Origin of the sequence: Gabonibacter chumensis (assembly GCF_024741215.1) — a bacterium.
Taxonomy (GTDB): Bacteria; Bacteroidota; Bacteroidia; order Bacteroidales; family Marinifilaceae; genus Gabonibacter; species Gabonibacter massiliensis.
The window spans coordinates 114,346-129,378 of record NZ_JANSKB010000002.1; the positions used below are offsets into that span (position 1 = coordinate 114,346).

Below are 15,033 nucleotides of genomic sequence, written 5' to 3' on the forward strand. Positions count from 1 at the left end.
ACCAATAGAGTTTTAACTCTATTGGTTGTCATAATTCGGATTTGTAGCTTTGAGATGACCCAAGCCGTCCGTATCTCGAACGATTTTTAGCGTATCTGCTTTATACAAGATATAATAATTCCGTTTATTATCTTCCATGATCGCATACATTTCCGTTTCCAATCTTGTATTTTCTCGTTCCCATGTCCGAATGATATAGTTATAAATATTTTCAGAAACTTTGATTTGTGTCCCGTTTTTTAAATTCCAGATTAATCGGTTGTTTTTCACTTTAAGATGTCTTTTCATGCGTTCGAGAGCCTGGAGGTATATCTTCTGATAAGTTTGGCGTGTGGTGTTGTTTTGTAAATCTCCTTTGAAACTCAGAAATGTGGAATCTTTATAACATACTTCCTCTTCGTTCCAGAGCTTTAGTTTCGGATAAGAAGAACTTAACGTAATCTGATCGGAATCGGATATCTCTGTTTTATTTTGGTCTTTCGTATAATTCGGATCGGTTAATTTTAGGTTAGATAGATCACCCTTTATCCTTCCCACGGTATCTCTTTTATATAGAATTCGATAGTATCGATCTTTGCTTTCCATGATCACAAAATCTCCGGTCTCCAATCTTTTATTTTGTTTTTTCCATAGTCGGGTAATAAAATCGTATATATTTTCGGAAATTTTGATCTCTGCTCCGTTCCTGACATTCCAGGTCAACCGATTGTTTTCCACTTTTAGGTGTCCTTTTAGCCGTTCAAATGCCGGTAGGTATATATTCTGATGATTCGATAGGAGAGTATCGTTGTCCAAATTACCCTTGAAACCTAAAAATACAGAATCTTTATAACATATTTCCTCCCCGTTCCAAAGTTTTAACTTCGGACAGGAACAACTCATCTGGATAATGACGAATGTACTAATAAATAATAGAGGTATTGTTTTCATTGTATTTGATTTTAATTAATGAAATCCATAACGGATTACTCTTTCGTAATTCATTAGAGATACAATGGTTCCACCAAATATGTTTCTGACTTTTTGAAAATGTTCACCAGGATAAACGTCATCATCTTTATACCCGATTATATTATGTTCACATCTTAATCCTCTCGGGCCATAATAAAAACAAGCGTTTTCACAGAAATAGGTCCACCGAATATTATTGGTTTTTCCAACATGAGAATGACTAGGCCTAAAAACGTCATAATCTAAAAGATTTTCAATATATTCCGATAAATAACGATCTGTTGCTGCATATTTATATAATTGATATAAAGTTATTGCGTTATGTCCATGAGCTCCTGGAATAATAAATTGACCTGTTTTTGCTTTGGGATATTCTGGTTCTATTTTAGCTATTACACAAAAACCATATTCTGTTGCTTTAAGGATATAATCTCCGCTTTCTAATCTTTTATTTTGGCCTTTCCAGAGCCAAGTAATGAAGTCGTATATATTTTCTGAGATTTTAATTTCTACCCCATTTTCAAAATCCCAAGTATAACGATTATCTTTAATTTTTAAATGGCGTTGCATTCGTTCAAATGCCGGAAGATAAATTTCTAGATTATTTAAAAGTATGCTGTCGACACGTAAATTGCCTTCGAAACCTAAAAAGGCGGAATCACGGTATATTTCCCGAAGAGAAAACTCTTGTTCGGGAGTAAAATCCATTTTCTCACATCCGAGGAGAAAAGTGAAAATGCTTAATAGCATTAATCCGATTCTTTGATAATATTTTTTTGTTTTCATGATATTGTTGTTTAGATTTATAAATGTGAAATTTGTATTATTATTCTATATATCCTTTTATGGTAAGCTTGATCATGGGGTGTTCGGGATCGTTGGTGAATAATCTGATAGTTCGATATTGTAATCCGGTATGTCCCATACTTACAAATGTTGCATTTAATGTAGTTGTTTGACCAGGATAAACGATACGTTGTTGCAGAGTTGAATTAATACAGCTACAATCTGTCTCCACTTTCCGAATAATTAAATTTCTCTCTCCAGTATTTTTGATTATAAAGGAGACCGGAATTTTTTTATTTCTGTTAGTATTATTAAAATTGAATGTGTCGTTATATATCTCTATTATAGGTGGATGTAGTTTTTCTTCTAAAGAAATCGAATCGAAATTCTCTAAAATATATGCTTGCATCTTAAGAGGGACAAATAGTATTTCTTTATTGATCATGACATGTAATCCCTTCTCGTAACTACCTAATAAATTTGTATCGCAGGGTGTAAATGTAACAACTAAGGTATCACTTGAATGTGGAGAAAGAACTGTTTCGGTTGTTATATAGTTTAAAGAATCGCTTTTGAATTTTGTCACTTGAAATTCAGATAAATCTGTATATATTCTGAAAGAGACTTTTTGAGAAGTAGGGTTGTATACCTTTATGGTTTGTTTGTATTCTTTTTTCAAATGTATTTCACCCCATTTAATGTTTATCTTATCGAAAAGCAATTTGTCTATCCTCTCAGTGCATTCTCCGTATTTTTTGGAAGAACAAGAGATAAGATATAAAAAAATCAATATAAATAGGATTAATTTCATTTTGTATTGGTGTTTTGTTTTTCAATAAAGATGTAATATTGATAAATATATGAAAATATTGTATTAATTCAAAATATTATGAGATAATATTGAATAAATAACCCGAAGGCACGGGTACAATTTGCTATTACAACTATGTTTATTCTTTTCCGGCAAAGACGAAGTTGAAAGCGGCCATGCAGGAATTGCACGAATGTGTGGCGAGCGGTTTGATTGCCAAAACCACGAAAGAAGAGGCCACGGCTTTATGTGACCAGTACCCGCTGATCAAGAAAAAATACGCTTATCTGGTTCAATATTTCAAGGATAACTTCGATATCGATTTGGAAGCTTTCCATTGGAAAGACTAAAGCAATCTTAGATTGAAATAATATCGCGCTTTCGTTTAGCGTTGAATGAATATGCTAAACCCGGGCGTGATATTTTTTGCCTGCCCTATTGAGGTATCGATCGGAATCGTAGGTTGCCGGAGCGGAAAGTGCAGGAGTTGTTGAATAAAAAATTAAAGGGAAAAGTAAATGGAATTTTCTGTGCGCGAACGGAAAAAAATGAAGCAATATCCGGATGTCGGTAAACGGTGGTTTGTCCGGGTTAAGGGAGTGAGGTGTATGTTATTCGACGTTTGTGAAAAAGCACATTGCGCCTGTCTCTGAGGGTTATTTTAGAGGGACTATTTCGCCGAGGACGGGGATATAGATGTTTACTTTGTGTTTTTGAGCTTCTTCTGCGAAAACTTTAGGCGGGTCGCTTAGCGGTTCGTCGGATAGGTCAAAAGTGCCGTAATGCATGGGAATGGTTGTTTTGGCTCCCATTTCCGTGGCTGCTTTGATAGAGTCGTGGGGGGAGATGTGGTTGGGTTGCATAAACCAACGGGGTTTATAGGCTCCGATTCCCAACAAGGCATAGTCCGGAGAACCGAATAGTTCCTTGATTTCGGAAAAGTGTTTGGCATATCCCGTGTCTCCGCTATAATATAGTGAAAGTCCGTTTTTTTCTAACATAAAAGCTCCCCATAGGCGTTGTCCTCCGTCAGCGAAGGAGCGTTTGCCCCAATGTTGGGCAGGGAGAAAGGTAATTTTAAGACCGTTGTCTTCTATTTGTTGATACCATCCGGCTTCGATAACCTGAATGGAAGGGAACCAGGATCGGAGAAGTTCTCCCACACCCAAACCGCAAAAAACCTTCATCCGGGAATTATTGGAAAACAGAAGAGCGATGCTTTTTTTATCCAAGTGGTCGAAATGATCGTGACTTAACAGCAGGTAATCGATCTCTTTCAAGATTCGGGGGTTAACCGGTAGGTTGCTTCGTCTGCGAACAAAAGGAATATGACCGAAAACGGGATCGAAGAGCAATTTTTTGCCTCCGAATTGCATGAAAAACGAGTTGTGTCCCAGCCAAACCAAAGCATCTCCTTTTATGTTTTCCAAAGAGTGAAGAAATCTTATTTCGGGATTCCACTTTTCTCTTCGTTTTTCTTTCCTCTGTGGATTAGGAGAGAGTCTCCACTTTAAAACACTACCTATTCCGTGTTTTACATGGTGTTGCTGGTTGATAAATTTTCCTTTGACGACGGGATTTCCTTTCCATTCTTGCCTAATAGTGGTTAATGCTTCATTCTGACGAAAAGAGATAGGTTGACTCATAGTTCCATTCCGATATTCTGTTACAAAGATACGTTTATCGAGAAAAATAGAAGGAAATTTTCTGCTAAAAAATCTATTGGCAATGTTATGGTTATGTTAATTTGGTAATAAAAAGTAATGAAAGGAGATGTAAAAGCGAAGAGTACGATGATGTATGGGGAAGATAGGGTAAAAGCACGTGGACCGTGCTTCCTCTTCGTTTTTTTTATACCTTTGCAGATGTAAAAGTGGTAAATATGTTTTTGGAAAGTGCTAATCGGGCAGGATGGATAGAGGTAATATGCGGATCAATGTTTTCGGGGAAGACAGAGGAGTTGATCCGTCGATTGAAGCGGGCTAAGTTTGCGAACCAACGGGTAGAGATTTTTAAACCCCAGCTGGATGTCCGTTACTCTGTAGAAGATGTCGTGTCGCACGATGCTAACACAATTCGGTCCACACCTGTAGACTCTTCCGGTAATATTCTTTTGTTGACGGGAGATGTGGATGTGGTTGGAATCGATGAGGCACAGTTTTTTGATGTTAATATCGTGTCCGTATGCAAGGAGTTGGCGGATCATGGCATTAGGGTGATCGTTGCCGGATTGGATATGGATTTTCAAGGTAATCCTTTCGGACCTATGCCTCAACTGATGGCTATTGCTGAATATGTAACAAAAGTACATGCCATATGTGTCCGGTGTGGAAATTTGGCCAATCATTCCCATCGATTGACACCGAATGATAGCTTGGTGATGTTGGGAGAACAAGATACTTATGAGCCCATTTGTCGGCATTGCTTTAATAAGAGCATGGAAAAGGAGAAAGAATGAAGGGGTAAATTACGATCGGGATTATTTTTTTCATATAACCGTGATATAATTAAATAATTGTATATATTTGAAAGAAAGATACAAATCGTGTGTGATGTTTTTATTTATTAATCTTAATCTGTGAAATGATGGAAATAATCAGAAGAATTACTGTTTTTGGCGTACTCCGAGAGGGTGTCGGTATCGGTTTGAAGAATACGTTATCCTTAATTGCTGCCGTATTTTTGTGGATTTTGACCATTTGGATCCCCTATTTGAATGTGGGAACGACCATCGCTATCATGACCATTCCTGTCGCTTTGAGCAAAGGAGAGATGATCTCTCCCCTTTTTATTTTTGAGGCCAAATACCGGAAATACATGGGCGAATTCTTTACCTTGATCGGCTTGATGTCGCTTGCCATCATCCCGGCTCTCTTTTTTGTTGTTATTCCGGGAATTGTTATTTCCATCGGTTGGTCTCTTGCCGTTTATATCTTATTAGACAAGGGGGTTGCTCCGGGAGAGGCGATGATACGTAGTAATCAGGCAACTTATGGTTATAAATGGACCATATTTGGTATTCATTTTGTTTTGGGACTTGCGTTTTATATACTTCTTGTTGTTTTTGCTTTTATTCCTTTTATAGGAGGAATCTTGGTATTTATTCTTTTTTTGATCTATATGGTGACTTTATTGGGATGTATTGCGGTTATATATAGAAATTTGATCGTGTGACTGGTTGTGACTCGTAGCTCCCCGGTAGAAAAGGTAAGAACCGAGGAAAAAGAGAGAATCGGGTAGCAAGTTGATCTAAGTTACGAATTTTTAGTAAAGTAGGGTGAGGATAAGTTTATCTTCACCCTACTTTACTATTTTTTGCTTTATAAATTGAGATTAAAGTCATGTGCGGGGTATACATGTCCGAATAAATTTGTTAATTTTGGGGAGTTTTATGAGGGATAGGAATCGGAGTATTCCTGAGTTTCTGAGGGGCAGAGATTCTTATCGATGATTGTATCTGTAATTAAGATTTTTTTACCTGAGTGGCATAAAAACAATTTTCTTATTGTTTTGTTTTGGTATGGTGTTTGTCTATACCCTGTACCGTGGAAGAGAAAATTTAATTATATAAAATATAATATATGAAAATGCAGAGATTAATAATTATTTTTTCCCGACAAGTTATTTGGATGATGTTGGGAATCACTTTTTTTGCTTGTAATAATAAACAGCAATCAGGCCAGCAAGCCGTACCGGATTATGCCGTAATGACGGTAGAGCCTGAGGATGTCGTGTTGACCTCTTCTTATCCGGCGACTATCCGGGGACGGCAAGATGTTGAGATTCGTCCGAATGTCAGCGGATTTATTACGAAATTATGCGTAGACGAGGGAGCAAATGTACGAAAAGGGCAAACGTTGTTTATTATCGATCCCGTGCAGTATGAGGAAGCGGTAAATGTAGCTCGTGCTGCCGTGAGTGTGGCTGAGGCGGGCGTAGCTACAGCTCAGTTGACAGCCGATAATAAACGGGAGTTGGCCAATAAAAATATTATCAGTAACTATGATTACCGGATGGCGGAAAACGCCTTAGTTTCGCAAAAAGCAGCGTTGGCACAGGCGGAGGCACAATTAGTCAACGCGGAAAAAAATCTTTCATATACGAGTGTGGTAAGTCCCGTCGATGGGGTTATGGGGAGCATCCCTTTTCGGGTGGGAGCTTTGGTTAGTCCTACATCGGCTACACCTTTGACGACGGTATCGGATATTTCGGAGATGTATGTTTATTTTTCAATGACGGAGAAAGAGTTGTTAGATCTGATTCGGCAAGGCGGTTCATCTAAGGAAATTTTAGAACGGATGCCATTGGTTTCTTTGAGTTTGGCTGACGGTTCGCTTTATTCCGAGCAAGGAAGAATAGAAACCATTAGCGGGGTAATAGATCAGACTACAGGTGCCGTGAGCGTACGTGCGGCCTTTCGTAATCCCCGGCATTTGTTGAGAAGCGGAGGAACGGGTTCTGTGGTTATTCCTTCGACTTTGAAGAATGCACTTGTTATTCCTCAAAAAGCAACTTATGAGATTCAAGATAAAAGGTTCGTGTATGTTTTGCAGGAGGATGCTAAGTTGAAGAATACGGAGATAGAAGTATTTAAATTGAATGATGGAAAAAACTTTGTTGTAACTTCCGGTTTAAAGCCCGGTGATAAAATTGTAGCAGAGGGGGTTGGAACACTGAGAGACGGCATGCAAATCAAACCGATTACTTTGGAAGAATCGGCTGCGAAGTTGAAAGCTATGACTCGACCGAAACAAAATTAGGGTGTTAAGATTAATCTGTAATAAACAAAAAGATGAAGTTAGATAAATTTATAAACCGCCCTGTGCTTTCGACGGTTATTTCCATTTTAATCGTTATACTGGGAGGATTAGGTTTGGTATCTTTGCCGGTTTCACAGTATCCTGATATTGCTCCTCCGACCATTCGGGTAAATACCTCCTATACCGGTGCGAATGCTCAGACCGTATTGAATAGTGTTATTGCTCCTTTGGAAGAACAAATCAACGGAGTGGAAGATATGATGTATATGACCTCTACAGCAACGAATACCGGAGATGCTTCGATTGAGGTCTATTTTAAGCAAGGAACGAATCCGGACATGGCTGCCGTAAATGTTCAGAACCGTGTTACCAAAGCTCAAGGATTCCTGCCTTCCGAGGTTACGAAGGTCGGTGTCGTCACGCAAAAGCGTCAGACCAGTATGTTGTTGGGTTTTGCTTTTTATAGTTCCGATGATAAGTACGACAATGAATTTCTGGAAAACTATATGAATATCAATGTTATTCCGGAGATTAAGCGTATTCCCGGCGTGGGTGACGCCATGGTGATGGGTACGGATTACTCTATGCGTATCTGGTTGAAGCCGGAGGTGATGGCTCAATATAAGTTAATGCCTGCCGATATCTCTGCGGCTTTGGCGGAGCAAAATATAGAGGCTGCACCCGGACAATTCGGAGAGCAAGGAGACCAGTCCTTCCAATATGTAATGAGATACAAGGGACGTTTGCAAACCGCGGAAGAATTCGGGGACATTGTTATACGCGCCACTTCCAACGGGGAAATTTTAAGATTGAAAGACGTCGCTAATATCGAATTGGGACGTTTGACGTATGGTTTTAATAATAATGTAAACGGGCATCCGGGGGTAACTGCTATTATTTTCCAAACGGCGGGTTCTAATGCTACGACTATTATCAACGATATAAAGGACTATTTGGATAGGATTGATAATACACTTCCTCCCGGAGTGAAGGTGGAAGTATTATTGGATGCCAATGATTTCTTGTTCGCTTCCATTCGTGAGGTGCTCAAGACGTTGATAGAGGCTTTCGTGTTGGTATTCCTCGTGGTATATGTTTTCTTGCAGGATTTTCGTTCGACGTTGATTCCCGCTATTGCCATTCCCGTGGCCTTGCTCGGAACTTTCTTTGGACTTTATTTGATAGGATTCAGTGTTAATCTTTTGACTTTGTGTGCTTTACTTTTGGCTATCGCTATTGTGGTGGATGATGCCATCGTGGTGGTAGAGGGTGTGCATGCCAAATTGGATCAGGGATATAAATCCGCCCGTTTAGCTTCTATTGACGCTATGAGTGAACTGGGCGGAGCTATTGTATCGATTACCTTGGTTATGATGTCCGTGTTTATTCCGGTGAGCTTTATGACAGGAACTTCCGGTACTTTTTATCGTCAATTTGGTTTAACAATGGCGATAGCGATCGGATTGTCTGCCGTCAATGCCTTGACGTTGAGTCCGGCTTTGTGTGCCATATTTTTAAAGCCGCATGACAAGGACGGAAAAAAGAGAAAGATCTCTTTGGTGGATCGTTTTCATTTAGCTTTTAACGCGGCTTATGATATGACCTTGAAAAAGTACGAAAAAGGAGTGAAATTTTTCATTCATCGGAATGTATTGTCGTTTGGAGCGGTTATCGCATCAGTCGTTTTGTTGATCTTTTTGATGAATATTACTCCGACTGGATTGGTTCCGAATGAAGATACCGGTACGATATTTGCCGTTGTAGATATGGCTCCTGGTACGGCACAAGAGAGGACTTTGTATGCCATGCAACAGGTCGATAGTCTGATTGCCGTTAATCCAGCCGTAAAAGGACGGACACAGGTTACCGGTTATAGCTTTTTGGCAGGACAAGGTAATTCTTACGGGACATTCATTATAAAATTGAAAGATTGGAACGAGCGTACCAAAGGACAGGATATCAATACGCTTATCGGGACGCTTTATATGCAAGCGAAAGCGACAGTAAAGGATGCGCGGGTTCTTCTATTTGCTCCTCCTATGATTCCCGGATATAGTGTTACAAACGGTTTTGAGTTTAACTTGCAGGATAAAACAGGTGGAGATTTGAATACGTTCTATTCCGTGGCACAGGATTTTCTGGCTAAGTTGGTAGAACGACCTGAAATTGCAACGGCACAGACCTCTTTTAATCCGACGTTTCCCCAGTACATGATAGATATAGATGCGGCTAAGTGTAAACAGGCCGGTATTAGTCCGAACGATATTTTAGTAACTTTGCAGGGGTATTACGGAGGTATTTATGCTTCGAATTTTAATCGTTTCGGGAAATTATATCGAGTTATGATCCAGGCCGACCCGAAATACCGTATCAATCCGGAATCCTTGCAGGGAGTGAAGGTGCGCAACGGTAACGAGATGGCTCCGATTACTCAGTTCATGACCTTAAACAAGGTATATGGTCCGGATAATATCAAACGGTTCAATATGTTTACCTCTATGAGCGTGAACGGAGCTCCTGCTGATGGATACAGTTCAGGACAGGCTATTAAGGCTATTGAAGAGGTTGCGGCCCAGGTACTTCCCACGGGATACGGATACGAGTTTTCCGGTATGACACGGGAGGAACAAAATAGTAGTAGCGGTACTACGGCTATGATCTTTATCTTGTGTTTCGTATTCGTATACCTGTTGCTAAGTGCACAGTACGAGAGTTATATATTGCCCTTGGTCGTTTTGCTTTCTGTGCCGTCCGGTCTGATGGGCAGCTTTATTTTTGCTCATATGATGGGGGTAGAAAATAATATTTACATGCAGATTGCGTTGATCATGTTGATCGGTCTGTTGGCTAAGAATGCCATCCTGATCACGGAATTTGCGCTTGATCGTCGTAAAACCGGAATGAGTATCGTGGATGCGGCTATATCCGGGGCTTCGGCTCGTTTACGTCCTATTTTGATGACCTCTTTAGCCATGGTGATCGGATTGTTGCCGTTGATGTTTGCACATGGAGTAGGAGCTAACGGAAACAGTACGTTAGGTACGGGGGCGATCGGCGGTATGTTTATCGGTATGATTTTCCAGGTATTTATCGTACCTGCTTTATTTGTGGCTTTTGAATATTTGCAGGAGAAAATCAAGCCGATAGAGTGGCATGATTTGGATAACACGGAAATTGAATCTGAAATAGAACAATATACGAAATAGTGAAATAAAATGAAAATACAGATCATAATCTATCCGTTATGTATTGCGGCTCTTTTAAGTAGTTGTAACATATATAAAAAGTATACTCGTCCCGAAGTGGATACTCGAGGGTTATACCGGGATCCGGTTGCGGTTAACGATACTTTGGTATCCGATACGACGAATATGGGGAATTTACCGTGGGATCAGGTTTTTACTGATCCTCAATTACAAACTCTTATCCGTATGGGATTGGAGAGAAATGCGGATTTACAAACGGCCATGCTGAGAGTGAAAGAAGCGGAGGCGAGTTTGATGACTTCCCGTTTGGCTTATTTTCCCTCTTTGGGTTTATCTCCGCAGGGAGGAGTGAGCAGTTTCGATAAGAATTGCGGTAACTGGACGTGGTCGTTACCGGTGACTGCAAGTTGGGAAATTGATCTTTTCGGAAAAATGTTAAACACGAAGCGTGCGGCTAAGGCGGCCCTTATGCAAAGCGAAGCCTATAAACAAGCGGTACGGACTCAGGTTATAGCAGCCGTAGCTAATTATTATTACATGTTGCTTATGCTTGATAAGCAATTGGCGATCACGGAGGAGACTGCTGTCTTATGGAGGAAGAATACGGAGACCATGAAAGCCTTGAAGGAGGCTGCCGTCGTTAATGAGGCGGGAATTGTTCAAAGTGAAGCTAATTATTATATGATCCTTGCTTCCATTGCGGATTTAAAGAATCAAATCCGAGAAACAGAGAATTCATTGTCTCTCTTATTGCGGCAGGCTCCTCAGCGTATAGAACGGGGGAAAATAGATGATCAGCAGTTACCGGCTTTGTTGAATGCCGGAGTCCCTATTCAGCTTTTGTCCAATCGTCCTGACGTAAAAGCTGCCGAGATGGCCCTTGCGGGTACTTATTATAATCTTAACGAAGCTCGTTCCGCTTTTTATCCTCAACTATCCATCAGCGGAACGTTGGGATGGACGAATCAGGCGGGAAGTGTCATCGTGAATCCGGGGAAAATGATAGCTTCTGCAATAGGTTCGCTTACACAACCCCTGTTTTACCGGGGAGCTAATGTTGCTCGTTTAAGAATAGCCAAGGCTCAACAGGAAGAGGCGAAGCTTAGTTTCGAACAGGCCTTATTGAACGCGGGGGGTGAGGTGAGCGATGCCCTTAATTTATACGCGACGGCTGAACAAAAAATGGCTCATCGAAGCAAGCAGATCTTATCTCTTGAGAAATCAGTGGAATATACACAAGAATTACTGACGTTCGGTACTTCGACCTATTTGGAAGTGTTAACCGCTCTGCAATCGTTATTGAACGCTCAACTTTCGGAGGTTTCCGATCAGTTTCAACGTATGCAGGCAGTCGTGAATCTTTATCATGCTTTAGGCGGAGGAAGAACAAACTAACTTAAAATACAATATTATGATTAGTCCATTAGCTTATGTCGATCCGCGTGCGAAAATCGGGAATGATGTTACCATACACCCGTTTGCATACATAGATAAAGATGTTGAGATCGGTGACGGTTGTACCGTTATGCCTTATGTCAGCATTTTAAGCGGAACCCGAATGGGGACGAATAACACCGTGTATCAGGGAGCTATTATCGGCGCCACCCCTCAGGATTTTAAATTTAAAGGGGATGATACGATTTTGAAAATAGGAAATAATAATACGATTCGGGAAAAGGTGATCATCAATAGAGGAACTTACCCGACGGATTGTACGATCGTCGGAGATGGCAATTTTCTTTTGGAAGGTGTGCATCTGGCTCATGATACTCATATCGGGAATAATTGTATTTTAGGAAACGGCACGAAAACGGCTGGAAATTGTATTGTAGACGATTGTGCGATATTGGGTAGCGGGGTTATTATAAAGCACGGGTGTCATATCGGAAGTTGGAGCCTTGTACGGGACGGATGTCGTGCCAATAAGGATGTGCCACCTTTTATCGTAGCGGCTCATAATCCGATTACCTATTACGGTATCAATGCCATTCTTTTGGCGAGAGAGGGTAAATTGTCGGAGGCTACCATCGATGATATCGCTAAAGCTTATCGTCAGATATACCAATGTGGGACCAGTCTTGAAAATGCTTTGAATCAAATACGAAGAATGATAACGATCGGTCCGGAAATACAGTACATATTGGATTTTATAGAGCAATCTTCGAAAGGTATTATAGGGGTTACCCTATAATGCAACGGATGAATTTTTATGTTGTTGCAACTCTTTAGCATTTTCGGTGCGTTAGGAGTTGCAACGACAGATTTTTCTTTACGGGAATACCTATACGATTTCTATCAGAACCATAACGTGCGGATCTCCGTTTGGGTACGGAAAAGGGCATGGAAAGGGGATGTAGAAGAAGATAGGCGGTAATAAAAATCCCACGGTAATGAAAATTACCGTGGGATTTTAAATGGTGAAACTTTATTTAAGTTTTATTTTACCTCCTCGAAGTCTACATCAGTCACTTCCTGATCTTTTCCACCGTTATTCGGGGCTTGTTGTTCCGTGTGAGGAGCACCTTGCTGTCCTTGCGCTCCGGCTTGTTGTTGAGCATTGTACATCTCTTGGGATGCAGCCTGGAATACGTTGTTCAATTCATCTATGGAAGAGTTGATTGCAGCTATATCCTGTGCTTTGTGCGCATCTTTCAGTTTTTGTAAAGCAGCCTCGATCGGTTGTTTTTTATCAGCGGGTAGCTTATCGCCAAACTCTTTCAATTGTTTTTCGGTTTGGAAGATCATACTATCGGCTTTATTGATGGTATCGATACGTTCTTTCTCTTTTTTGTCCGCTTCTGCATTGGCAGCAGCTTCATCTTTCATTTTCTTAATGTCGCTTTCGGACAGGCCGGAGGATGCTTCTATACGGATAGATTGTTCTTTTCCGGTAGCTTTATCCTTGGCGGATACCTTTAATATACCGTTGGCATCGATATCGAAACTAACTTCGATTTGAGGTATTCCGCGCGGGGCTGGTGGTAGTCCGTCCAGGTGGAAACGGCCGATGGTTTTGTTGTCTTTAGCCATAGCACGTTCTCCTTGCAATACATGAATCTCTACTGACGGTTGGTTATCGGCTGCCGTGGAGAATACCTCCGATTTTTTAGTCGGGATCGTGGTATTGGCTTCGATCAATTTAGTCATTACTCCACCTAAGGTTTCGATACCTAATGAAAGCGGGGTTACGTCCAGCAATAACACGTCTTTAACCTCTCCGGTTAATACACCTCCCTGAATTGCCGCACCTACGGCAACGACCTCGTCCGGATTCACTCCTTTGGACGGAGCTTTACCGAAAAATTCTTCAACTTTTTTCTGTACGGCTGGTATACGGGTCGAACCTCCTACCAGGATTACTTCGCTGATATCGGATGCTGTCATGTTGGCATTTTTCAATGCTCTACGGCAGGGGTCGATGGTCGCTTGGATCAAATGGTCTGTCAATTGTTCGAATTGAGCTCTTGTTAGGGTTCTTACCAAGTGCTTTGGAATTCCGTCAACCGGGAATATATACGGCAAATTGATTTCCGTTGAAGTCGAACTTGATAATTCAATTTTTGCCTTTTCTGCGGCTTCTTTTAGACGTTGGTGTGCCATCGGGTCTTTTCGGATGTCAACGCCCTCGTCTTTCTTGAACTCATCGGCCAACCAGTTGATGATGACATCATCGAAATCGTCGCCACCCAAGTGAGTGTCGCCGTCGGTTGATTTCACTTCAAACACGCCGTCCCCCAATTCCAGGATAGAGATATCAAAGGTACCGCCTCCCAAATCGAAAACGGCAATCTTCATATCCTTATCTTGTTTATCCAAGCCGTAAGCCAAGGCGGCAGCCGTCGGTTCGTTAATGATACGTCTCACGTTCAATCCGGCAATCTCTCCGGCTTCTTTCGTGGCTTGACGTTGAGCGTCATTAAAGTAGGCCGGTACGGTAATAACGGCTTCATTTACTTCCTGACCTAAATAGTCTTCTGCCGTTTTCTTCATTTTTTGAAGAATCATGGCTGAAATCTCTTGCGGGGAGTATTTGCGGTCGCCGATTTCAACACGCGGCGTGTTGTTGTCGCCTCTTACCACTTTATACGTGACACGTTGAATCTCTTTTTCTACCTGATCATAGGTTTCACCCATAAAACGTTTGATAGAATATATCGTTTTCGTCGGGTTTGTGATTGCCTGACGTTTTGCAGGATCTCCAACTTTTCTCTCTCCGTTGTCAACAAACGCTACAATAGAGGGAGTCGTTCTTCTGCCTTCACTATTAGGTATTACCACCGGTTCGTTACCTTCCATCACTGCAACGCAGGAGTTTGTGGTTCCTAAGTCTATACCAATTATCTTTCCCATAATTATAATATTATTTAATGTTATTATTTCGTATTTGGTTTATCGTATCATCACTTTGAATAGTTTCAAAGAACATCTATCTTTTATCAAACGTTGTGCCATCTTCTAAAAGTCACTATTTTTCATAAAATTGTTTTCTTAATTCTATTTTGCATGTCATATTTCCTGA

14 protein-coding genes are annotated in these 15,033 nt (G+C 40.8%); 9 read left to right on the forward strand and 5 right to left on the reverse strand.

Annotation, left to right across the window (positions count from 1 at the left end):
- Positions 1-18: 18 nt before the first annotated feature.
- The 3 genes from NVS78_RS07045 to NVS78_RS07055 are packed head-to-tail and all read right to left on the reverse strand — an operon-like array spanning position 19 to position 2,548.
- Positions 19-930: a hypothetical protein gene (locus tag NVS78_RS07045; RefSeq protein ID WP_286358555.1), complete on the reverse strand. Its 912-nt coding sequence runs from the start codon at positions 928-930 to the stop codon at positions 19-21.
- 15 nt (positions 931-945) lie between these two features.
- A complete protein-coding gene (locus tag NVS78_RS07050) occupies positions 946-1,737 on the reverse strand; it encodes a hypothetical protein (protein ID WP_286358556.1) in 792 nt (263 codons plus the stop codon).
- 40 nt (positions 1,738-1,777) lie between these two features.
- Positions 1,778-2,548 (reverse strand): DUF1573 domain-containing protein, encoded by a 771-nt coding sequence (locus NVS78_RS07055; protein ID WP_286358557.1) that lies wholly within the window; start codon positions 2,546-2,548, stop codon positions 1,778-1,780.
- Between the two features lie 176 nt (positions 2,549-2,724).
- Between NVS78_RS07055 and NVS78_RS07060 the strand changes: the two genes are divergently transcribed.
- Positions 2,725-2,898, forward strand: a complete 174-nt coding sequence (locus NVS78_RS07060) for a putative zinc-binding metallopeptidase (protein WP_286358558.1) — start codon at positions 2,725-2,727, stop codon at positions 2,896-2,898.
- A 168-nt stretch (positions 2,899-3,066) separates the two neighbouring features.
- A complete protein-coding gene (locus NVS78_RS07065) occupies positions 3,067-3,201 on the forward strand; it encodes a hypothetical protein (protein ID WP_286358559.1) in 135 nt (44 codons plus the stop codon).
- A gap of 3 nt (positions 3,202-3,204) precedes the next feature.
- On the opposite strand, the gene NVS78_RS07070 is transcribed toward NVS78_RS07065, so the two are convergent.
- Positions 3,205-4,194, reverse strand: a complete 990-nt coding sequence (locus NVS78_RS07070) for an MBL fold metallo-hydrolase (protein ID WP_286358560.1) — start codon at positions 4,192-4,194, stop codon at positions 3,205-3,207.
- A 236-nt stretch (positions 4,195-4,430) separates the two neighbouring features.
- Between NVS78_RS07070 and NVS78_RS07075 the strand changes: the two genes are divergently transcribed.
- The 7 genes from NVS78_RS07075 (at position 4,431) to NVS78_RS07105 (ending at position 12,888) form a co-directional block, all read left to right on the forward strand.
- A complete protein-coding gene (locus NVS78_RS07075; protein WP_286358561.1) occupies positions 4,431-5,006 on the forward strand; it encodes a thymidine kinase in 576 nt (191 codons plus the stop codon).
- A 128-nt stretch (positions 5,007-5,134) separates the two neighbouring features.
- Positions 5,135-5,722 (forward strand): hypothetical protein, encoded by a 588-nt coding sequence (locus NVS78_RS07080; RefSeq protein ID WP_286358562.1) that lies wholly within the window; start codon positions 5,135-5,137, stop codon positions 5,720-5,722.
- Between the two features lie 458 nt (positions 5,723-6,180).
- A complete protein-coding gene (locus NVS78_RS07085) occupies positions 6,181-7,308 on the forward strand; it encodes an efflux RND transporter periplasmic adaptor subunit (protein ID WP_286358986.1) in 1,128 nt (375 codons plus the stop codon).
- A 32-nt stretch (positions 7,309-7,340) separates the two neighbouring features.
- The gene (locus NVS78_RS07090) at positions 7,341-10,514 is read left to right on the forward strand and encodes an efflux RND transporter permease subunit (protein WP_286358563.1); all 3,174 of its coding nucleotides are present in this window, start codon (positions 7,341-7,343) and stop codon (positions 10,512-10,514) included.
- A 9-nt stretch (positions 10,515-10,523) separates the two neighbouring features.
- Positions 10,524-11,909, forward strand: coding sequence for a TolC family protein (locus NVS78_RS07095; protein ID WP_286358564.1), 1,386 nt, complete (start codon positions 10,524-10,526; stop codon positions 11,907-11,909).
- 16 nt (positions 11,910-11,925) lie between these two features.
- On the forward strand, positions 11,926-12,705 hold the full coding sequence (gene lpxA, locus NVS78_RS07100) for an acyl-ACP--UDP-N-acetylglucosamine O-acyltransferase (protein WP_286358565.1): 780 nt from the start codon (positions 11,926-11,928) through the stop codon (positions 12,703-12,705).
- Between the two features lie 18 nt (positions 12,706-12,723).
- Positions 12,724-12,888 (forward strand): hypothetical protein, encoded by a 165-nt coding sequence (locus tag NVS78_RS07105; protein ID WP_286358566.1) that lies wholly within the window; start codon positions 12,724-12,726, stop codon positions 12,886-12,888.
- Between the two features lie 62 nt (positions 12,889-12,950).
- Here NVS78_RS07105 and dnaK read toward each other — a convergent pair whose 3' ends face one another.
- Positions 12,951-14,864, reverse strand: a complete 1,914-nt coding sequence (gene dnaK / locus NVS78_RS07110; RefSeq protein WP_041504098.1) for a molecular chaperone DnaK — start codon at positions 14,862-14,864, stop codon at positions 12,951-12,953.
- Positions 14,865-15,033 lie beyond the last annotated feature (169 nt).